The following is a 20777-nucleotide window of genomic DNA, read 5'->3' as shown; positions in this document are numbered from 1 at the left end:
ATAACTAGCAGTTTTCATCCGAGGTGAGGTAGATGTTCCAGTTTGATACACTAGGGCAGGAAATGGTGAAGGAATTTTCGAATTTAATACAGCAAGAAGTGATTTTAACGGATCGGAGAGGCTTCATTCAGGCCAGCACGGATGTTACACGGCTCAATCAGTTCCATGAAGGCGCATTACTATGCATTCGCCAAAAGGAAATGCTCTATATGGCAGATGAGGAAGTAGAACGGTTGCGTGGTGTACGTAAAGGTATTGTGCTGCCAATCCTCATTGAAGGTGAGCCGATTGCCGCGCTTGGTATCACAGGCGAACCTAAGATGATCCGTCCGCAAGCACAGTTGATCTTACGGGTGGCAGAACTATTTATCCAAGATTCATTGAAACGAAAGCAGAAAGATGAAAAAGTACGGGACATGGAGTTTTTCGTATTTGATTGGCTGACGGGTACGAGAAAAGATGAACGGTTTATGGAAAGAGGTACACTGCTTGGAATTGACGTTACGCTTTATCGGCAGGTAGCGGTTCTGGAAGTGGTCGATTTACTAGAGCAGTTTTCGGTTGAGGAAATGGAAACATTTGCGTCCATTCAGAATATCCATGATTCCATGAAAATGATCCGCTGGGCACAGAATAAAATCTTGTTGTTGCTTCCAGAAATGAATCAAGAGACGCTTGAGCATGAATTGAAGTTCTTATTGCTTCATATGAAACGACGCAAAAAAATACAAGTTGTTGCAGGGATCGGTGCGCCAACACATTATTTTGACTTAGCCAAATCATTCGCACAAGCAGAACGTGCAGTCAATGCCTCAAAAAAATCGGGCGAGATTGTCTTCGAACATGAGCTGCGTCTCGAAATTATTTTGCAAAGCATCCCAGAAGCCGTGCGTGCGGATTTTTTGGGCCGAACGGTAGCTCCACTTATTAAAGAAGAAGAGCTGATGAACAATTTGAAAATCTGGTTTTCAGAGAATCAATCTATGCAAAATACAGCACAGCGTTTGCATATCCATAAGAACACATTGTCTTATCGTCTGCAAAAAATCGAGCAGTTAACGGGGTTATCTGTATGGAGTACACATGATGTGTTTTTACTGTACTTGGCATTGTGTTTGATGGAAGAGCAATTGTCAAATAATGAATGAGAGAAAAGTTTGCTTCATTTCCTTTATGGGAATGGGGCTTTTTTATCGTTGGCAGCCTACTTATATAGTCTTTTAAGAAACAATGATCGTTTTTGTGAATTATAGGTCCTATACATGGTAGGCTTACTATGTGCTCTATCCTTTAAGCAGTGGAGGGATTGTGGATGATAAATAAAACTAGAAACAGGACGACTAAACGCTGGACCCTATATATCCTTCTATTATTTTGCTTGGCCTCTTCCCTTCTATTTGTGAATCACAACTATTCATTTTATGATCGTCCAATTGCTCAAGTGGTTCAAACGACATTGGAAGATACAACGAAAACGAAGGATATGCATGGCAATGAAGATACTCTGTTTACTCAGCATATCGTAGCTATATTGAAAAATGGGGAAGAGAAGGGTCAGCAAATTCATTTAACGAATCAGTATTCCACTTCAGGAGCATATGATCAGCAATATCATATAGGAAATAAACTGTTTGTCTCCATTGATTCGGAGACAGGAGAGAAAATAGCAGGCAGTATCACAGATGTAAAACGTGATCAATATGTGCTGGTTGTTGCTTGGATTTTTATCTTTACGTTATTGATCGTTGGACATAAGCAGGGGCTGCTTGCGATTGTCAGTTTTGTGATCAATGTCCTGCTGCTGTCTTTCGCCTTAGATATTTATGTACATTATTCTCAGGTCAGTCTGCTGCTGATTTGTGGGATATGCATTCTTTTATTTACCGCCATATCGTTATTGCTCGTTAGTGGCTTCAATGAAAAAACGTATGCAGCGATTGTGGCGACGCTCATCGCAACAGTGGCATCGCTGTCTATTACTTCTCTTGTCATCTGGCTCACGTCGGGAAGCGGTCTGCGCTATGAGGAAATGCAGTTTTTGACGCGACCGTATCATACAGTGTTCATGGCAGGACTGTTCATCGGTTCGTTAGGCGCCATTATGGATGTTGCGATTACGATGTCTTCCTCGATCTTTGCCTTATATGAAAGAGACCACGATATATCGATCAAATCGCTGAAGACTTCTGGAATGGATATAGGGAAAGATATTATGGGAACGATCACTAGTATTTTATTTTTCGCTTACATCAGTGGTTCGATTCCAATGCTGATTTTGTATTTGAAAAACGCCTCTCCATTGGGTTTTGCTCTTTCGATGAATCTTTCATTGGAATTGGCCCGTGCACTGGCTGGCGGAATAGGGATTGTTCTTACGATACCGATTGGTCTGTATACGACAGTATTTTTCGTTAAGCGAAAGAAGGCGAGAGTATGAACGTATTGGTATGGCTCGCAGCGATTTTACTTCTATTGATGGTATGGGTGGGTGGAAAACAAGGAGCTAGATCTTTTCTCTCTTTATTCTTGAATTTTGGGGTCATATTTCTAACTGTGATGTTTATGATGGATCCGGCTGTCAATCCGATTTTGATCACATTCATTGCGAGCATATTGATTGGCTGTGTTAGTCTATTTTTTATTAATGAAGTGAACGGTAAAACGACGATCGCGTTTATTTCTACTATGGTCACCATCGTAATTTTATTGGTTTTCATTGTGATCGTATCGCAGAAATTAATGATTCAAGGTTTTGGTGAAGAGGAGGAAGAGGCGATTAGCGGTCTGTCCCTTTATATTGGTGTGGACTTTATGAAGATTGGAGCTTCCGTTATTATCATGAGTACAATCGGTGCCATTATGGATGTGGCCATTTCGATTGCTTCGTCCATGCATGAAATATTTAAACACAATCCACTCCTCAGCAAAAAAGAGCTGTTCAAATCTGGAGTCAGTATTGGCAGGGACATATTAGGAACCGATACAAATACATTGTTCTTTGCGTTTTTCGGAGGATATTTGGCATTGCTTATTTGGTTTAAAGATCTGAACTATTCCATTGGAGAAATCGTCAATTCGAAAATATTTAGTTCTGAGATGATCTTGATACTTTGTGCAGGAATGGGGGTCGCCTTGGTGATACCGATTGCTTCCTGGATCAATGCGTATTTTTTGGTCAAGACAAGAGAAAAGTAGGAAGAATTAAAGCGAGAGAAGCCCTTAATAGCTTCTCTTTTTTACATTTGAAAATGTAAGCGTTTACTGTCCGTAGGTGGAATGATTTAGTTGTTTTCATGCTTATATTTGTACCTTTGCACAAGAATCCAATGAAAATTAAATACAACATTGTACTTTTGTCTATATGAATTAAATAGTTAGACTATTAGAATTAGACTAATAAGTTGGATTTTTTGAAAGGGAGGGGGTTGGGTGGATACTCACGTGCTGGAGCGATTGGTCGCCATTACAGGAACCTCGCATGCCAAAACGACGGTTGCGCAGAAGCTTGCTTACTCTTATGATGCGACTGCAAACTTTCAGGCCATGCCGGATATCGTATTGTCGCCTTCTTCAATTGAAGACATAAAAGAGATCGTCAAAGTTTGTGCGAAGCATCAGATACCGATTGTCTCTCGAGGATCCGGAACCAATTTGGCAGCAGGCACGACACCGACATCTGGCGGAGTGGTACTTCTATTTAACCGGATGAACCGAATCTTAGAGTTGGATCAAGAGAATCTTACAATTACAGTGGAGCCCGGTGTCATTACGCAGGCGATCAATGAAAAGGTCGCGTCGAGCGGTCTGTTTTACCCGCCTGATCCGAGTTCGATGAGTATTTCCACGATTGGAGGCAATGTCAGTGAGAACTCAGGGGGGCTGCGAGGGCTAAAGTATGGCGTGACACGAGATTACGTCAAAGCCTTGAAAGTCGTCTTGCCCACTGGTGAAGTGATTACGACGGGCGGTAAGTTAGCGAAGGACGTAGCGGGTTATGATTTGACGAGTTTATTTGTCGGATCGGAAGGAACGCTCGGTGTCATTGCGGAAATTACGCTTGGTTTGATTCCTGAACCTGAAACGAAGAAGACGCTGCTGGCATTTTATAATGAATTGGAACAAGCCGCCGAGACCGTGTCTTCCATTATTGCAGCGAAGATTGTGCCGGCGACTCTTGAATTCATGGATAAAGGGACCATTCAAGCAGTGGAGGATTTCATGCATATCGGCCTGCCGGCGGATTGTGAAGCGATGCTGCTCATTGAACAGGATGGTGATCCGGCAGTAGTCGAAAAGGATATGGCGCTCGTCCATCAGCTCTGTTTGGAACTTGGCGCCACGTCCGTGCAAATGGCAAAATCAGCTGAAGAAGCGGCACAACTCAGTATCGCACGTCGGGTTGCATTATCTGCACTTGCTCGATTGCGGCCGACGACGATTTTGGAAGATGCGACGGTACCACGTTCCGAGATTGCCAAGATGGTTAAGACAATTCAACAGGTAGCGGTCAAATACGACTTGCTAATTTGTACGTTCGGACATGCAGGGGATGGCAACTTGCATCCAACCATTTTGACAGATGAACGAGATGAAGAAGAGATGAGCCGAGTGGAAGCTGCATTTGCTGAAATCTTTGATCGTGCTATTCAGCTGGGCGGCACGATCACAGGTGAACACGGTGTAGGCGAAATGAAATCCCCGTATCTTGAGTGGAAGATTGGTTCTGAAGGTATGGCGGTCATGAAAAGCATCAAGCAGGCAATGGATCCGCTTAATATTATGAATCCAGGAAAGATGTTTGCGAAGGATACGAAGAAAAGGATTGTGGTGCAACATGAGTAACGCACAACCCGAAGCAATCCGCCAAGCGTTTGTCACCCACGTAGATGAAAATCGGCTGATGGACTGTATGCGATGTGGGTTTTGTTTGCCTGCCTGTCCTACATATATTCATTCAGGGTATGACGAAACACAATCACCGCGTGGACGTATTGCTTTGATGAAAGCCGTACGAGATGGAGTCATTGCGTGGGACGGTTCAGTTGAGGAGGCATTTGATCTCTGTCTTGGTTGCCGCGCGTGCGAACCAGCTTGCCCGGCGGGTGTCCAGTACGGTACGTTGATTGAAGAGACGCGTGATGCAATCGTCTCAGCTAAGCAGCTTTCTGTGCAGGAGAAAGTCATCCGAAAAGGCGCGTTTGATCATTTATTCGCCGACCAGAAGCGAATGAAGCAGGCAGTGGGGCTTGTAAGGTTTTATCAGAAATCCGGTTTGCAAAGCATTGTCAGAAAAGTTGGTTTTCTGGATCTTTTTCCATCTATGATGCGAGACATGGAAAAAGTCCTGCCTGATCCACCGAAACGGCCGAAAGTGCTCGTTCATTCAGAAGAAAAGAAGACCAAGGTGGCATTTTTTACTGGCTGCTTGATGGATACGATGTTTCAGGAAACGAATCGACATACGATCGATTTGCTGGAGTATTTAGGCTGCGAGATTGTTATCCCGAAAAACCAGCAATGCTGTGGTGCGTTGCAAGGTCATAGTGGGGAGATGGATCGTGCGAGCCGCAATGCGCGAGTTAATTTAGAAGCATTTGATGCTGACAATGTAGACTACATTGTCAATAATGCAGGCGGCTGCGGGGCATTTTTAGCGGAGTATGATCGTTTATTCGAAAAGGACAAGGTGCTCTTGGAAAAAGCCGAAGTGTTTGTTGCAAAACAAATCGATATCTCCTCCTTGCTCATGCAATTGGGCATTGTCGAGAAACTGGCTGCGCGTCCAGCTTCCGAAATAAAAGAATTGATCACCTATCAAGACTCTTGCCACCTGTGTAACGTCAATGGTGTCATCCATGAACCAAGGCGGATTTTACAAGCAATTAACGATACAATATTCGTGGAATTACCCGGCGCCCGCCTATGTTGTGGCTCCGCCGGTATATATAATTTATTGCAGCCCGAGATGGCGATGACGATCCTGGATGCCAAAATGGAAGAAGTACGAGAAATCGAAGCAACCACCATCGTCACAACCAACCCCGGTTGCTTGCTGCAGATGAAAGTAGGTGTGGAGAGAGAAGGGTTAGCACAAACTTCGAGAGCTGTACATATCGTTGATTTAGTACATGAGAAGCTATTTAAGTAAGTTAAATAGACTAAATTTTTTTGCAAGGACAGATACTAGTTGATTGTAGTGGGAGGCAGCCTAAAATCGCCGCGTCCTGCGGCAAAACCGACTCCAGCGGGAATAGCATGAGTCTTGAGACCCCGCAGGTAGCGAAGCGGACGAGGAGGCTCAAGCCATGCCCGCGGAAAGCGTCCGTCTGGAACGGAAATCAACGGTGTTTGGATGACTGTACTTAGATAAAAACTAGGGGGAAATGAAGATGAAAATGAAGAAAAAAAGTGTATTGGGAGCTATCGGCTTATCGGCTATGCTCATGTTGGCGGCTTGTTCGTCGGATAAAGAAGGGTCAACTTCCGCTGACAGCAGCGGTGCAGATTCAGATGGGAAATCCTACAAACTGAAAATGTCTGTAACGGTCAATGACTCATCCACTTGGTATCAAGCGGCAGACAAACTGGCGCAAGATTTAGATGAAGAGACAGATGGCCGAATTAAAATCGAAGTCTTCCCGAACGAACAACTATCAAATGGAGATCAAGGCAAGGGTGTCGAGCTTCTGACAAAAGGGCAGACCGATTTAAGTCTTCACTCCACAATCATTTACTCCATTTTGGATGACCGTTTCGGAGTAGCGAGCGCACCATTCCTATTTAAAGATAAAGACGGCGTTGACAAAGTTTTTAACGGTGCAGGCGGCGAAGCTATTGCAGAAATTCTGAATGAAAAGAACGTAGAGTTACTAGGGTTTGGTGAAAATGGTTTCCGTCAAATTACGAACGGTAAACATGAGATTAAGACACCGGCTGATATGAAGAGTCTGAAGATTCGAATTCCTGGAATTACGATGTATACCGACTTGTACCGTACATTAGGTGCTGACCCGACGACTATGGCATTTTCAGAAGTCTTTACGGCTTTGCAGCAAGGAACAATTGACGGACAGGAAAATCCAATCGACGTTATCCATTCCTCTAAATTGGATGAAGTACAGGATTACTTAACGACTTGGAATTACTCTTACGATCCATTGGTGCTTGGAATTAACAAAAAGTTGTTTGATTCCATGAGTAAAGAAGATCAAGAGCTAGTTAAGAAGTTAGGTAAGGAAGCAGCGGAATATCAAGTAGAATTGGCACGTGAAAAAGAAGCGAAGCAAATTGATGAACTGAAGGATGCAGGCATGCAATTTTATGCACCGACTGATGAGGAGTTGGCGCAATTCGCAGAAGCAGTACAGCCTGTTTACGATAAATACGAAGACATTTGGGGCAAGGATCTGTTAGACAAGTTCCGCGACCAATAAAAACTGGAGGGTGGATGTATGGGAAGAATACTCAATAGATTAGAAGAGTGGATTGTTGTCATCGTGTTGTCCATCATGTCCACCATTGCATTCGTAAATGTGCTTTCCAGAGGATTTGCCAATTATTCATTTTCCTTTACAGAGGAAATCACGGTCAATTTGTTTGTCATGTTAACATTCGTCGGAACGGCCATTGGTGTGCGTGAATACGCGCACCTTGGTTTTACCTTACTTTATGATATGGGAAATAGATTGCTGAAGAATATTATTACGATCTTGGTAGGTTTAATGATGGTATTATTGTTTGTTATTCTATTATATTTCGGGATTAAGATGGTGCAGTATCAGGTGGATATGGGTCAGAAGACACCTTCACTTGGATGGCCGCAATGGTGGTTCTCGACATCGATGCCAATTGGGGCACTGTTTTGTTTGATTCGTTCAATCCAAGTAACGATTACTGAATTTCGTGAGCAAAATGGGAAGGGAGAGCAGCCATTATGACAGCTTTAATTTTATTCGGCTTGTTTTTCATTCTCGTCATGCTTCGAATGCCGATTGCTGTAGCCCTTGCCATCTCGTCCATTGCGGTGCTATTTACGGGAAGCGGCTTGTTTGGCTTGGAATTGGTAGCGGATATTATGTACACGAGTGTAGCAAAGTTCACGTTGCTTGCAATTCCATTTTTTATTTTAGCGGGCGTTATTATGGAATACGCGGGGATTTCCAAACGTTTGATAGATTTTGCTCAAGCGTTGGTCGGTCACCGGAAAAGTGGAATCATCTTTGTGACAGTCATGACCGCAATCTTTTTTGCGGCTATTTCGGGTTCTGGACCTGCAACTGTAGCAGCAATTGGTGGCATTCTCATTCCCGGCATGGTGAAAAATGGATATAAGGTAGAAACAGCTGCTGGCTTAGTTGCAAGTTCGGGAGCCATTGGAATTATTATACCGCCCAGCATTGCATTTATCGTTTTCGCAGTGGTAGCTGGTGATCAGATTCCGGTTTCAATTGGCCGTCTGTTTATGGCGGGTGTGATTCCTGGATTACTTTTAGGTCTCGGTTTCATCCTCGCAGCAATGTTTGTCAGACGTGGTCAGGAAAAACAGGAAGGTCCAGTGGCGGCTCAGCAGAAAACTGAACCAGCGACAGGCAAAGAACGTTTTCAAGCGTTTATAAGTGCGATTTGGGGCTTGTTGATTCCGGTAATTATTTTGGGCGGAATTTACGGCGGATTTTTTACACCGACAGAAGCTGCGGTTGTCGCAGTCTTTTATAGCTTATTCATTGGATTTTTCATCTATCGTGAATTGACGTTGAAGAAACTGTACGATATTTTGGTTGCGGCGGGTGTTCAGACAGCAGTTGTCATGTTCATCGTTAGTGCGGCCAGTGTCTATGCGTATATTATTACGACAGAGCAGATCGCCAGCCAAGTTTCTGACGTAATGTTAAGTTTTTCGGATAATAAAATTATTATTCTACTATTAATTAATATGATTTTATTGATTGCTGGAATGTTTATCGATGCAATCTCTGCGTATTACATTTTCGTTCCAATTTTATTGCCGATTGTGTTGATGTTCGATGTAGACCCAACCGTGTTCGGTGTGTTTATGACCGTCAACTTGGCGATTGGGCTCTTTACACCACCTGTAGGTCTCAATTTATTTGTGGCCGCCGGGATATCGAATACATCGATTGGGCAAATATCGAGAGGGGTCTTTCCTTTCGTTGTCTCTTCCGTAATCATCTTGTTGCTCATTACGTTTATTCCGCAAATATCAACATTTTTACCAGACCTATTAAATATTAAATAGAGTAGTGGAGGGATGCTTGTGAAACTGAAAGGACAGACGGCAATCATTACAGGGGCGGCTAGTGGAATTGGTGCCCAGACGGCCCTCCTTTTTTCGCAAGAAGGGGCCAATGTTGTTTTGGTGGACTTGAATAGCTGCAGTAAAACGCTTGCAGCTATTCAAGAAACCCGAAAAGATGCAGTCTTTTTGGAGTGCTTAGGAGATATAAGAGATCCGGAGTTTGTCAGCGCGACCATTGCCAGAGCTTCTGATAAGTTTGGAGAATTGCATATTTTAGTGAACAATGCGGGAACTTGCAGTCGGCTAGGCTTGGATACGATGACGCTGGATATGTGGGACCGCGATATGGAAACGAATGTAAAGGCTGCGTTTTTATTCATTCAATCGGTTGTCTATCAACATATGATCGAGCAGAAATACGGGCGCATCATTAATATCAGTTCCGTTTCAGGGCTTAACGGAGGCGTGACTTCAGGAGGTAAGAAGGACGGCAGATCTGGACCAGCCTATTCCGCTTCAAAGGGCGCAATCATCGCATTAACTAAATGGGTGGCCAAGGAGCTCGGTGAGCATGGCATCACATGTAATTCTGTAGCACCTGGCGCAACGGAAAGTGCAATTACAGCAGGCGTGGAATACGATATCGGCGGACAAGCGATTAAAAGGATTGGTACACCTTCCGATATCGCTGAGGCTATTTTGTATTTTGCAACATCCGAATCAGGCTACACAACAGGACAAGTTTTGAAAGTAGACGGGGGATACAGTTTTGGATAATCGCATTCAAGCGGTGTATGACAACAAAACTCATCGCATTATTGGCCGTTTGAAGAAAGAAATCGATTTATTTGAAGGCATTATTGAAGTATGTAAGGAATATGGAGTCGAGGCAGCTCAGTTTCAATGTATGGGTTCCCTCGCACATGCGACAATTGTACAACCGCATCAAAATGAGGATAAGAGCTTACAATACTCCGATCAAATCGTGACAGATACACCTGTTGAGTTGCTGTCTGGTACAGGGTTTCTCGGTTATAGTGTGGAAGGGGAGCTAGACATCCATTTCCATGGCATATTCGTTGACTGTGATAAGAAGATTAACGGCGGTCATTTCATCCGAGGCAATAATCCAGTTGCGATTACGGTAGAGTTTATTGTATTTCCAGTATTCGACGTAAATATGCAGCGGAAACCGGATGAGATGTTGGGCATACCACTGTTTCACTTTTTAAAGAAGGAGTGAGAAGATTTGGAAACAATCGGAAAACTGGCAATGAAATCGGCAGCTGCGTATCCGAATAAGATAGCGGTGAAAGATGAGCAACGATCATTTACGTATAAAGAAATGATGGATCGAGCATTTGCGCTTTCTGCGTATTTCGAGAAGATAGGATTAAAAAAAGGAGATCGTTTTGCAATTCTGATGTCGAATCGTCTGGAGCATATTGAGCTAGACGTAGCGGCAGCCATTTCTGGCGTCATCAAAGTCCCGTTAAATTATCGGCTTCACCCGAAAGAACATGAGTATATGCTAGAAGATGCCGATGTGAAATTGATTATCGGAGAAGAGCAATTAATCCGATCAATTGATGTGGTATTGGAAGTGTTGCCAATTGGAGAGGTATACGAAAAAACGATTGAGAGCTGCCAAGGCGCTCATTCAATTGCCGAAGTAGATGAAGATGATACATTTGCCATCATGTATACCTCGGGCACTACAGGAAATCCGAAAGGTGTTATGTTGAGTCATCGTAACGTCATTTCAGGTGCATTGTCGCTCGCGTTGGCATGTGAAACGGATTATGACGATGTCATTGGTCACGTTGCTCCATTGACGCACGGCAGTAATTTCCTTTCGCATGTCGCTTGGCTGTATGGTCTGACGCAAGTGGTATTCAGTAAGTTTGAACCGGAAGAGTTTGTACTGGACCTGAAGAGAGAGAATATCACCGTTATCTTCTTAGTGCCAACGATGGTAAATTTGATGGTCCAACATCCAAAATTCGAACCGAAAAATCTTTCCACGCTGAAATCGATCAATATGGCAGGATCGGCAATAGCCGCGAGTAAACTTGAGCAAGCACTCGCTTTGACGGGACCTATTTTCGCGCAGACATTCGGACAGGTGGAAGCACCGATGTGCATTACGATGATGCCGAAACGGGAACTTGGTGAACATTTGGAATCATGCGGGCGCACAGGACCGTTCGTAGATGTGAAAATCGTCGATGATCAAGGAGATCAACTGCCGGCGGGAGAGGTCGGAGAAATTGTCTGCAAAGGTTCCCTTGTCATGAAAGGCTATTGGAACAATGAAAAGGCGACGAATGAAACGCTGATTGACGGCTGGCTACAAACAGGGGATCTAGGCTGGCAAAGTGAAGAAGGTTACGTGCATATTGTCGACCGCAAGAAAGATGTCATTATCTCAGGCGGTGTCAATATTTACCCTAGAGAAGTCGAAGAAGTCCTCAACAAGCATGCTGGAGTCAAAGAGACGTGTGTCATCGGTGTGCCGGATGACAAATGGGGTGAGAATGTCATTGCTTATGTAGTCCCGAACGGAACGAAAACTGTTACAACTGAAGAATTGATTCAACTATGTCTAGATCATATGGCAAGTTTCAAAAAGCCGAAGGAAATTCACCTGGTGGAGGAGTTGCCAAAAAGTTCATACGGCAAAATATTGAAGCGTGAGTTGCGCAATCAGCACGAGGGGGTGCAGTCGTGACGAATGTCTATATACAAGGAATCGGGATGACCAAGTTCGGGAAGTTTGTGGATCAATCCATGAAATCGCTGTTACTCGAAGCCTCCATTCAAGCGCTGGAAGACGCAGGGAATCCAAAAGTCGATGCGGTATTTGTCGGAAATTTCATGGGCGGCTCAATATCCAATCAAGAAATCCTTGGTGCAATTGTCGCGAATGAACTCGGACTTGGCTATGTTCCGACAGCCAAAGTGGAAGGTGCCTGTGCTTCAGGAGGAATTGCGTTGCGCCAAGGAATTATGGGCATCTTAAGCGGTGAGTATGACACCGTGTTAGTAGCAGGTGTGGAGAAGATGAAACACGCTTCTACCGCAGACGTAACCCAGGCCATTAACGCAGCGATGGATACCGATTCCAATGAAAAACAGGCAGGTCTGACCTTCCCTGGGTTTTTCGGAGTACTGGCGAATCGCTATTTCTATGAGACAGAGGCGACCAAAGAACATTTGGCGATGATTGCAATGAAGAATAGAGAAAATGCTTTAAACAATCCATTGGCCCAGTTCCGGAAGCCGACAACGATGGAAGAGATCATGGAGGCACGAATTATAACGTCGCCGCTCGGTTTATTCGATTGTTCACCAACCACTGACGGAGCGGCTGCATTAATTATTTCACGGAAAAAAGGAGGCGTTCATATTCGAGCGTCTGCACAAAGTTCGGGTCCTACGCAAATGCAGGACGCAGCTGATTTGTTGTCGCTTCCAGCAGTTCGGGAATCTGGTCGTTTGGCATATGAAAAGGCGGGAGTTAGCCCGGACGATATCGATGTAGTCGAAATCCATGACTGTTTCTCCATGACGGAGATGTTAGCGATTGAGGAACTAGGTTTCTTTAATAAACGGGAAGGCTGGCTCGCAATAGAACAAGGCCAGACGAAAGTGACGGGCGGCAAACCAGTGAATACAAGCGGTGGATTGCTATCGCGTGGCCATCCTATCGGGGCAACAGGCATTGCCCAGATTTATCATCTCGTCCAGCAGCTGCGCGGTACTGCTCCGAACCAAGTTGAAGGTGCTCGGCTTGCATTGGCGCAAAACTTAGGCGGAACCGGTTCGTATTCTACCGTTCATATACTGGAAAGGTTGTGAAGAGATGAAAGTTTATCAATGCGCTCATTGCGAGTATGCCAGTGTGTCGAGCAAGTATCGATGCCCGAGCTGCGGAACCGGCTCGTTGCAGGAACAGGAAGTTTCTTCGAAGGGTAGTGTCTATAGCTATACGGATATCCACATCGCACCGGCTGAATTCGTACATCTTGCCCCTTACACAGTTGTACTCGTTCAGCTCGACGAAGCCAAAGTAAAAGTGACCGTGCGAATGAATTCGGAAGTGTCGATAGGGGATGCAGTTGACTTGGATCATATGGAGAATGGCGCGTATGTTTATACGAAATAATAGGGGGGATGGTTGCAAAGTGGGCCGCGCTCATACAGAATGGTTTGGCGCTCATAAATAGCTCGTTTGCGCTCATACACCTCTCGCGGCGCTCGTAGGCAACTATTCTGCGCTCATAAACTCCGGTCAGCCGCTCATACGCATATGTGTTAAGATCCAAGTAAAGTGTCAACGGCTTGTGCTTGGCATGAACTTACTTGTGCCAAGTACAAGTTTTGCTCGTTAGGGAGAGTTGTGTGTGAAAACGATTCAAATCATTTCAAAAATTATTTCGAAATACTTGCCAATCTGGATTGTACTTTTATCCATTATTGCTTACGCTACCCCAGATGCATTTGTTTCTATCCGACAGCTTACGGGATTCGGATTAGGAACAATTTTCTTCCTGATGGGGTTATCCCTATCGTCAGAAAAGTTGCTAGAAGTTATTAAAAACCCAAAATATGCACTGCTTGGCGTCTTCCTGAAATGGACCATTATGGTGGGTGTATCGATTGGTATTGCGTATCTATTCTTTAGCAATCAAGCTGAAATTGCAACAGGCATCATTTTGTCGGGGACCGTACCAAGTGGGACATCTGCGAATATTTATACATTTATCGCAGGCGGAGAAGTCGCCCTAAGCATTACGATGGCGACATTGGATACATTTATCTCGCCTGTGTTGACACCTGTTTTATTGCAAGTTTTTGCAGGACGCTTCATTCCAATTGAATTTTGGCCATTATTCCTTAATATAATTTATATTGTATTTTTGCCCTTGTTGGCAGGATTATTTGTACAGTGGATGTGGCAACGGCAGGTGGAAACAGTGAAGCCGTATACGCCGGTTTTATCGCAGCTCGCTTTATTCATTGTTATCCTGTCCGTTATTTCCAACGCACAGCAGGCACTTTCTGAAAATCTGTCGGTGTTGCCGCTTGTTTTCGTGGCGGTTACTTTGCAAGTCTGTATTCCGATGATGTCGGGATATTTCATTGCCAGATGGATGGGCGTAGCCGAACGCAACGCGCGCGCAATTTTATTCCATACAGGGATCTGTAACTCGGCTTTAGCTGCGACACTCGCAATGGAGCATTTTGGATCGCTTGCTGCAGTTCCTGCAGTCGCAAATATGGTGATGAACTTGACGATCGGTGCGTTGATGGCGAGTTTGTTTGAGAATAAATTTCGGATTGAAGAAGAGGATGTGCAACCATAACGAAAACACTCTCTTCGTCATTGGAAGAGAGTGTTTTTACTTAGATAATGTATGAAAGGCTGGCCTGGTTATCCGGAGAGCAACCTAGAGGATAGTCTCCGAACAGTTATGCTCATTTAAAACACTTTATCCCCATTGAAAATTGAGTTCTTCACAATCACGTAATCCACATTGCGAATGGCCTCAAGCTTTTTGCCGCCTGCGTATGAAATAGAGGACTGCAGATCTTGTTCCATTTCAATCAAAGTGTCTTTCAACGGACCTTTGTATTCCACAAACATCTTTTTACCTTCGACGTTCTTCTTCTCACCTTTTTGGAACTCTGACGCAGAACCGAAGTACTCTTTATACTTCTGTCCATCCTGTTCCACGGTTTGCCCTGGTGACTCTTCATGTCCAGCAAATAACGAGCCAATCATGACCATGCTGGCACCAAAACGAACAGATTTTGCGATGTCCCCATTTGTGCGGATACCGCCGTCTGCAATAATCGGTTTAGACGCCGCTTTTGCACATAAACGAACTGCCGCCAATTGCCAGCCGCCAGTACCGAAGCCAGTTTTAATTTTCGTGATACATACTTTTCCCGGTCCAATTCCCACCTTCGTTGCATCCGCTCCAGCATTTTCAAGCTCGCGAACTGCTTCTGGTGTACCGACATTTCCTGCGATGACGAAGCTCATTGGCAAATGCTTTTTGATATGCTGGATCATTCGGATGACTTGATTGGAATGACCGTGCGCAATATCGATCGTGATGAATTCAGGAACGAGAGCGTCGATAGCGAGCTGTTCAACAAATCCGTATTCCTCTTCTTTGACGCCCACGCTAATAGAAGCAATTAAACCGCGTGCGTGCATATCCTTAATAAAATCTACACGCTTTTCCGGGTTAAAACGATGCATAATATAGAAATAGCCTTCTTCTGCAAGTTGAATCGCAATCTTTTCATCAATGATGGTCTGCATGTTGGCAGGTACGACAGGCAATCTGAAAGTATGTCCGCCTAACGTAACTGAAGTATCGCATTCCGAACGACTCTCAACCACACATTTTGCAGGAACTAGCTGTATATCTTCATAATCAAATACTGTATCCATTACAATCACCTCTATAAACGAATATTTTCATTTAAAATCACTGGATTGTTCGTCCTTTAGTAATTTACCTGAATCTATACTAAATGTCAACAAAAGTGGAAAGCGCCGTCTAACTTCGAAACGTCCCGAGAAGCTGGCGCTTGCAACTGGATGTCAACGTTTTCAGAGAGGTTTTTGGAAAATAAATCACAGCAACTTTTTCTTGAAATGGGTAGTCGTTAACCAGACAAAAAATAGAGTCAATCCGATAGTTAAGACATAAGGTATTACTAGATCTGACGGTATCACGTCACCAGTTAGTATTTCCGGAGGAGTGGCCATTAATTCAAGCGGACTCCATGAATGAGATTTCGGAAAAATAGCAAAGATAAATAAGCTGATCATGAAAAGTAGAGTGACCAATATTCCGCCGGAGGAAGTCGCGAAAAATGTGTTCCCCCATAATGTGATGGCGAGAAGCAGTAAGCCAAATGCATAAAGGCAGCTGACAGCAAAGAATAGATGATGCAGGCTGTTTTGATCCCAATAGTAAGCTGTATAGGCGTATGTGATACTGAACGATAAAGCGATAGCGAGCGTCCAATAACAAAGTGCGATAAAAAACTTCGTTGTAATGACTGTACTTCTATGCAATCCCTTTGTAAGCAAAATCACAAGTGTACCTTTTTCCAGCTCCTTCGACATCATCGTGCTGAATAATAAAATGAAGACGATCAAGCCCATTTGCGGTACATTTTTGTAAAACTGCAGCCAAGAGTCAAGCGCAGCAGGCTCAGGCAAATTTAGCACAGCTCCTTCAGGCATAAAATTCTCCATTAGGACGGGGGTAATTTTAGCCGTGAAAGGATTCAGCACACCAAGTATCGAGAAAATGACCAGCACAAGCAGGAGTTTGTATGTCTTCACGCTCTCGAACCATTCTTTCTTGAAAAATCCAACCCAGCTATTCATCCGAGCACCTCCAGTACGACTTGTTCCAACATTCGAGTTTGTGGATGTATGGACTGTACGATGAGTTCTCGCTGTGTCAGCTCACGCATGAACACCAAACGTGCCCTGTCATTCGGTAAGCTGACAATTAAAGTATCATCTTCAATATGCATTTTGGCTTGAGTGGATGCAAGTTGTTTCATAGCTTCCTTCGCAGGAACTGTGAATGTATAGACAAATTGGTCGTGAAATTGCTGTTTTAATTTTGCCAGTTTTTCTTGAAAAATAATTTCTCCTTTATGTAGCATCGCGACATGATCACAGATTTGTTCCGCGTCAGATAGGATGTGTGTAGAGAAAAAAACAGTTGTTTCAGCTTTCGCTTTTTGCAATATCGAAAGAATTTGTGCGCGACCTGCCGGGTCTAACGCAGAAGTCGGCTCATCGCAAATGAGCAGCTTTGGCCGGTTAAGCAAGGCCTGCGCGATACCGAGACGCTGTTTCATACCCCTTGAATAGGTGCGAATCAAGGAAGTTACATCTGCTAGTCCGACTAATTCCAACAGCTCATCAATCCGTTGTTTCCATTCCTTTTTCGGCATGTCAGTAACCACCGCGCAAAGCTCTAAATATTGTCTCGCGTTATAAAATGGATAGAATTCCGGAACGTCCGGTAAAAAGCCAATATGTGCGTTTGATTTCGTTTCTCCGAACGTCACCTTTTCACCCGCGATCGTAATCGCTCCAGCAGTGAGTGGGAGCAGACCAAGCATACACTTCATCAAAGTGGTCTTGCCGGCTCCATTTGCACCGACAAATCCGAAAATAGAATGCTCAGGAATATGCATATGAATGTCATGCAGTACGTCCCGACTTCCAAAGCGTTTTGTTACACCTTCAATTTGCACGACCATGATCATCACCTCTTCCGAAGACAAAATAAACTAATGGACCGATAAACTGAATGAATAACACAATTAGCAGCCACATTACCTGATTACCAAAACGATAGTGGGGATTTCGGATGACGTGGACAGCTGAAAATATCCCGAGTCCGATTTGTAATAGGATAAGAGGAATTAGAAAAGGCAAATACTCGATTAGAATCTCTACGTCCGTATTCATTGAATGCCCTCCAATCCCCAGCGTAATTTTTCAATTAATTCCTTCATCTCCTCCTCATTTTGGAAAGGTGCGAAGAAAGGTGCCTCGATAGCTTCCAAAGCCGATTGCTTAATAATACTCGTATTGCGCAGGGCATTGGGGCCTAAATCCAATTGTGCCAACCAGTCTTCCAATAAATCAAAATAGTCGTCGCCCCGCAGCTTAATGGGAAACAAATCTTCGATACAGACTTCAACAAACTTCTTCAAATACGAATACATCAACTCGCGTTTCTCCAACGCTGCAGCACATTGAGCTACGCCAAAATAAAATTGCAGACAAATATTCGGATGCAGTTTTCTTAGTGAATACAATTCGATCAATCCATTCATTCGGCGAATCGTTTCTTCAAAAGCATTCGAATCGGCTGTAGTCAGTCGTAAGTAAATCGGACTGCTTCCAACTAGCTGGATGATGTTCTGGTACATCATAACTTGGATCACACGCAAGGCTTCGTCTTGCTTTTCCACTTGTTCATAAGCAGTCGCCAGCAAAATTTCATCACCAATACTTGGTTTAATTACGCCATCCAATAAATGAAGTGTTGTGTTTGGATCAGCTTGCATGAGCGCGATGGTTGCCTGCAAGGAATTGGCTTGGCGCAACATCCAGACGTCTTCGCTTAATTGGCGGATACGCTCGAGCCATTGGTTAGTCTTTTGCAAGATATGAGGGCTTTCATCACTTAGCATATGATGATTAAGCATTAAAATACTCATTTGCAATAGAAATGAAGGATCGTGATAGAATGACTTCACCTGTTCGTCTACTTCATCATAAACTTGTTCAAACGGTTCTATCCCAAAGCGTTCAGCAAATTCGTAATACTGTTTCTGAATTTCTGCTTTTGACAATTGACGTTCATAGCCAAGTAGCTCATCCACTGTTAGTTTGAAATAAGAAGCCAGCTTCGGCAACAACGTGATGTCAGGATAACTTTGTCCTTTCTCCCACTTGGATACCGATGCTTTTGAGACCTGGCAATAGGCAGCCAGCGTATCCTGTGTTACCTGCAGCCGTTTTCTCTCTTTTAATATGATCGACCCGATTTGCAGCATTTTTTCACGTCCTTTCTGCTTTATAATTAGTGTAAGGTCAATCAGTTGGTGATTCAATCAACTATTAGGTTACTTATTTAGAGGAAAGTCAACTAGAAGGAAATAAAGTAGTCTAGAAATAGAAACCATAAAAAAGAGAACTTAGGAGTGCTATATTTTTCCTAAGTTCTCTCAAACGATTCATCACACTACATTATTTACTTCGTACTTTAAACATATATTGTGTATTAACGGTAACTAACACGATTGCAATGACAAGAATAGCAAATAGTTGTGAGTTACCTGATCCGACAGAGTAGATAATGAACAAACCCATCGCGCCAATTAATAATATGTTTGTGCTGTTGTATGCTGAATAGAGTCCTTCCAACATAACGTGCCGTTCTCCCTCGTCAGTTGCAGCCAGCAACTTTTTCGCATAATTTTTGTCTGAGGCTTCTGGCAAGTTACGGTCAGGATATACAAATTTTATTACTGATAATCCCGCCGTGTTACAGATAAGGGTTGTGATCACTAGCAGTAATGCGCCAATAATCAGTGCCAAAGATTGTTTTGTCACGAGTGCGATTCCTAATGTGCTGATAGCAAAGATGAGACTGCTATTGCCAGCCAATGTCGCGTCGCTATATTTTTTATATTGCCATTCATCCCGTAAATCTTCCTCTTCTCCGGTTAGAGAAGCAGTTGCCTTTTTCTTAATTTGCCAGATGTTCATTATACATAGCAGCCCCAGAAAAAAAGATACTCCGCCAAGCACTACAGTCATCTCCAACCCGATACTTTCCATTGTCTTTTCAAAATCCGAGGCTAGCAGCGTGTATGTTGCAAAAAAACCGATCATCGCCCCGACTAACATTTTTCCTATTGTTTTCATGATAATTCCTCCCCATCGAAAATAAAAATCTTTTCAATTGGTTCATTAAAAATATGAGACAGACGTACAGCAATCAGCAAGGAAGGCATCAGGTCTTCCCGTTCGATTAAACTGATCGTTTGCCGGGAGACTCTAGCGCGTTTAGCCAGCTCGGTTTGATTGAATCCTTCTCTTGCACGAAGTTCCTTCAGTCTCGTCTTCATCACATCATCCCACCTTTTTTATTCAATTAGATTATAAATCAGATTCTAAATACGTTGAATACATATTATACTTTACAATTTGACTAGTATAATTGTCAAGTTGATAAGCAAAATAGTCAAAACAAGTAAATGAAAGCCAAATAAAAAGCGCCCAGCATGTTAGCTTGGACGCTTGATTGGAACTATTTTTCTGCCTTATACACTGACGGCATCAAAATTTTCCAAAATATTTATTTTCGGTTTCATATAAAATTGAAGCACTTGTGCTGTAGGTTCGTATGAGGCTCCATAAAAGTGCTGATCTTTGTAAGTGTGAATTTCTTCGTAGGTGGTTTTCATCGCGTTGAAGATGACCTTTTCATCCACTTTGGCAGGTGTTGCGGGTGACCAATAAAGAATCTCGAGGTTGTTTTTTTCTCCGGTTGCCAGTGAACGACGCACATAACTAATTTGTTGTGCGTGAGAGAAGTCTTCTCTAGCATAGAATTTGAGTCGTTTACCCGTATCGGGTTCTTCTTCAACAGCAGGCTCAACTTCCAATAAAATCGGCTTATTTTTGGTCTTCAACGAATCCAGTAGTTTTTTTCCGAGACCTTCGCCGCGCGCAGCAGAAGATACGAAAAGATAATCCACGAAAACAAAATCCTCCGTCTCCACGTACATTAGTACATGTTTCGGTCCTTCTTCCTTATGATAGACATTTCTTTTATCAATCAGCAATGTCTCCATATGTTCTTTTGACTTCATCTCTTCAATCGGAAAATACTCTTTCAATTTGTTGTACCAATGCATGTGGTTAATTCTCCTCCATAGGTAATGTGGT

The 20777-nt window shown here is 43.5% G+C and carries 22 protein-coding genes; 14 read left to right on the top strand and 8 right to left on the bottom strand.

The window, feature by feature from the left end; genetic code table 11:
• The first annotated feature begins 32 nt into the window (after positions 1 to 32).
• The 14 genes from MKX97_RS17360 (at position 33) to MKX97_RS17295 (ending at position 14625) form a co-directional block, all read left to right on the top strand.
• Entirely contained in the window at positions 33 to 1148 is a 1116-nt protein-coding gene (locus MKX97_RS17360; protein ID WP_078818691.1) for a sugar diacid recognition domain-containing protein, read from the top strand.
• Between the two features lie 164 nt (positions 1149 to 1312).
• A complete protein-coding gene (locus MKX97_RS17355) occupies positions 1313 to 2437 on the top strand; it encodes a YibE/F family protein (RefSeq protein WP_340760720.1) in 1125 nt (374 codons plus the stop codon).
• Positions 2434 to 3195 (top strand): YibE/F family protein, encoded by a 762-nt coding sequence (locus tag MKX97_RS17350; protein ID WP_078818689.1) that lies wholly within the window; start codon positions 2434 to 2436, stop codon positions 3193 to 3195. The genes MKX97_RS17355 and MKX97_RS17350 overlap by 4 nt, the downstream gene beginning before the upstream one ends.
• Before the next feature lie 234 nt (positions 3196 to 3429).
• On the top strand, positions 3430 to 4842 hold the full coding sequence (locus MKX97_RS17345; RefSeq protein WP_078818688.1) for an FAD-linked oxidase C-terminal domain-containing protein: 1413 nt from the start codon (positions 3430 to 3432) through the stop codon (positions 4840 to 4842).
• Positions 4835 to 6148, top strand: coding sequence for a (Fe-S)-binding protein (locus tag MKX97_RS17340; protein WP_078818687.1), 1314 nt, complete (start codon positions 4835 to 4837; stop codon positions 6146 to 6148). The genes MKX97_RS17345 and MKX97_RS17340 overlap by 8 nt, the downstream gene beginning before the upstream one ends.
• A 241-nt stretch (positions 6149 to 6389) precedes the next feature.
• On the top strand, positions 6390 to 7433 hold the full coding sequence (locus MKX97_RS17335; protein WP_040759967.1) for a DctP family TRAP transporter solute-binding subunit: 1044 nt from the start codon (positions 6390 to 6392) through the stop codon (positions 7431 to 7433).
• An 18-nt stretch (positions 7434 to 7451) separates the two neighbouring features.
• Positions 7452 to 7937, top strand: a complete 486-nt coding sequence (locus MKX97_RS17330; protein WP_009499187.1) for a TRAP transporter small permease — start codon at positions 7452 to 7454, stop codon at positions 7935 to 7937.
• On the top strand, positions 7934 to 9256 hold the full coding sequence (locus tag MKX97_RS17325; RefSeq protein WP_078818686.1) for a TRAP transporter large permease: 1323 nt from the start codon (positions 7934 to 7936) through the stop codon (positions 9254 to 9256). Before MKX97_RS17330 ends, MKX97_RS17325 begins: the two co-directional genes overlap by 4 nt.
• A 12-nt stretch (positions 9257 to 9268) precedes the next feature.
• Complete coding sequence (locus MKX97_RS17320) at positions 9269 to 10033, top strand: SDR family NAD(P)-dependent oxidoreductase (RefSeq protein ID WP_342536582.1); 765 nt, start codon at positions 9269 to 9271, stop codon at positions 10031 to 10033.
• Entirely contained in the window at positions 10026 to 10499 is a 474-nt protein-coding gene (locus MKX97_RS17315) for a PPC domain-containing DNA-binding protein (protein ID WP_342536581.1), read from the top strand. The genes MKX97_RS17320 and MKX97_RS17315 overlap by 8 nt, the downstream gene beginning before the upstream one ends.
• 6 nt (positions 10500 to 10505) lie before the next feature.
• Positions 10506 to 11987, top strand: a complete 1482-nt coding sequence (locus MKX97_RS17310) for an AMP-binding protein (RefSeq protein ID WP_342536580.1) — start codon at positions 10506 to 10508, stop codon at positions 11985 to 11987.
• Entirely contained in the window at positions 11984 to 13117 is a 1134-nt protein-coding gene (locus tag MKX97_RS17305) for a beta-ketoacyl synthase N-terminal-like domain-containing protein (protein WP_078818684.1), read from the top strand. Before MKX97_RS17310 ends, MKX97_RS17305 begins: the two co-directional genes overlap by 4 nt.
• Before the next feature lie 4 nt (positions 13118 to 13121).
• Entirely contained in the window at positions 13122 to 13424 is a 303-nt protein-coding gene (locus MKX97_RS17300; protein ID WP_342536579.1) for an OB-fold domain-containing protein, read from the top strand.
• A gap of 238 nt (positions 13425 to 13662) precedes the next feature.
• Positions 13663 to 14625 (top strand): bile acid:sodium symporter family protein, encoded by a 963-nt coding sequence (locus MKX97_RS17295; protein ID WP_342536578.1) that lies wholly within the window; start codon positions 13663 to 13665, stop codon positions 14623 to 14625.
• A gap of 116 nt (positions 14626 to 14741) precedes the next feature.
• Here the strand turns inward: MKX97_RS17295 and guaC are convergent, their stop codons facing one another.
• The 8 genes from guaC to MKX97_RS17255 form a co-directional block, all read right to left on the bottom strand.
• Complete coding sequence (gene guaC / locus MKX97_RS17290; RefSeq protein ID WP_009499179.1) at positions 14742 to 15725, bottom strand: GMP reductase; 984 nt, start codon at positions 15723 to 15725, stop codon at positions 14742 to 14744.
• Between the two features lie 186 nt (positions 15726 to 15911).
• Positions 15912 to 16676, bottom strand: coding sequence for an ABC transporter permease subunit (locus tag MKX97_RS17285; protein WP_009499178.1), 765 nt, complete (start codon positions 16674 to 16676; stop codon positions 15912 to 15914).
• Positions 16673 to 17569 carry an ABC transporter ATP-binding protein gene (locus tag MKX97_RS17280; RefSeq protein WP_342536577.1) on the bottom strand — a complete coding sequence of 299 codons (897 nt, stop codon included), beginning with the start codon at positions 17567 to 17569 and terminating at the stop codon, positions 16673 to 16675. Before MKX97_RS17280 ends, MKX97_RS17285 begins: the two co-directional genes overlap by 4 nt.
• Positions 17553 to 17780: a PLD nuclease N-terminal domain-containing protein gene (locus MKX97_RS17275; protein ID WP_009499176.1), complete on the bottom strand. Its 228-nt coding sequence runs from the start codon at positions 17778 to 17780 to the stop codon at positions 17553 to 17555. Before MKX97_RS17275 ends, MKX97_RS17280 begins: the two co-directional genes overlap by 17 nt.
• A complete protein-coding gene (locus tag MKX97_RS17270) occupies positions 17777 to 18877 on the bottom strand; it encodes a helix-turn-helix transcriptional regulator (RefSeq protein ID WP_040759964.1) in 1101 nt (366 codons plus the stop codon). Before MKX97_RS17270 ends, MKX97_RS17275 begins: the two co-directional genes overlap by 4 nt.
• Positions 18878 to 19070: 193 nt before the next feature.
• The gene (locus MKX97_RS17265) at positions 19071 to 19751 is read right to left on the bottom strand and encodes a DUF3169 family protein (RefSeq protein WP_078818681.1); all 681 of its coding nucleotides are present in this window, start codon (positions 19749 to 19751) and stop codon (positions 19071 to 19073) included.
• Positions 19748 to 19954 (bottom strand): helix-turn-helix transcriptional regulator, encoded by a 207-nt coding sequence (locus MKX97_RS17260; RefSeq protein ID WP_342536576.1) that lies wholly within the window; start codon positions 19952 to 19954, stop codon positions 19748 to 19750. Before MKX97_RS17260 ends, MKX97_RS17265 begins: the two co-directional genes overlap by 4 nt.
• A 195-nt stretch (positions 19955 to 20149) precedes the next feature.
• Positions 20150 to 20746, bottom strand: coding sequence for a GNAT family N-acetyltransferase (locus MKX97_RS17255; protein ID WP_342536575.1), 597 nt, complete (start codon positions 20744 to 20746; stop codon positions 20150 to 20152).
• Positions 20747 to 20777 lie beyond the last annotated feature (31 nt).

The sequence above is a fragment of the Sporosarcina sp. FSL K6-3508 genome (assembly GCF_038615825.1).
Lineage (GTDB): Bacteria > Bacillota > Bacilli > Bacillales_A > Planococcaceae > Sporosarcina > Sporosarcina newyorkensis.
This window is presented reverse-complemented; position numbering and strand designations above follow the sequence as displayed.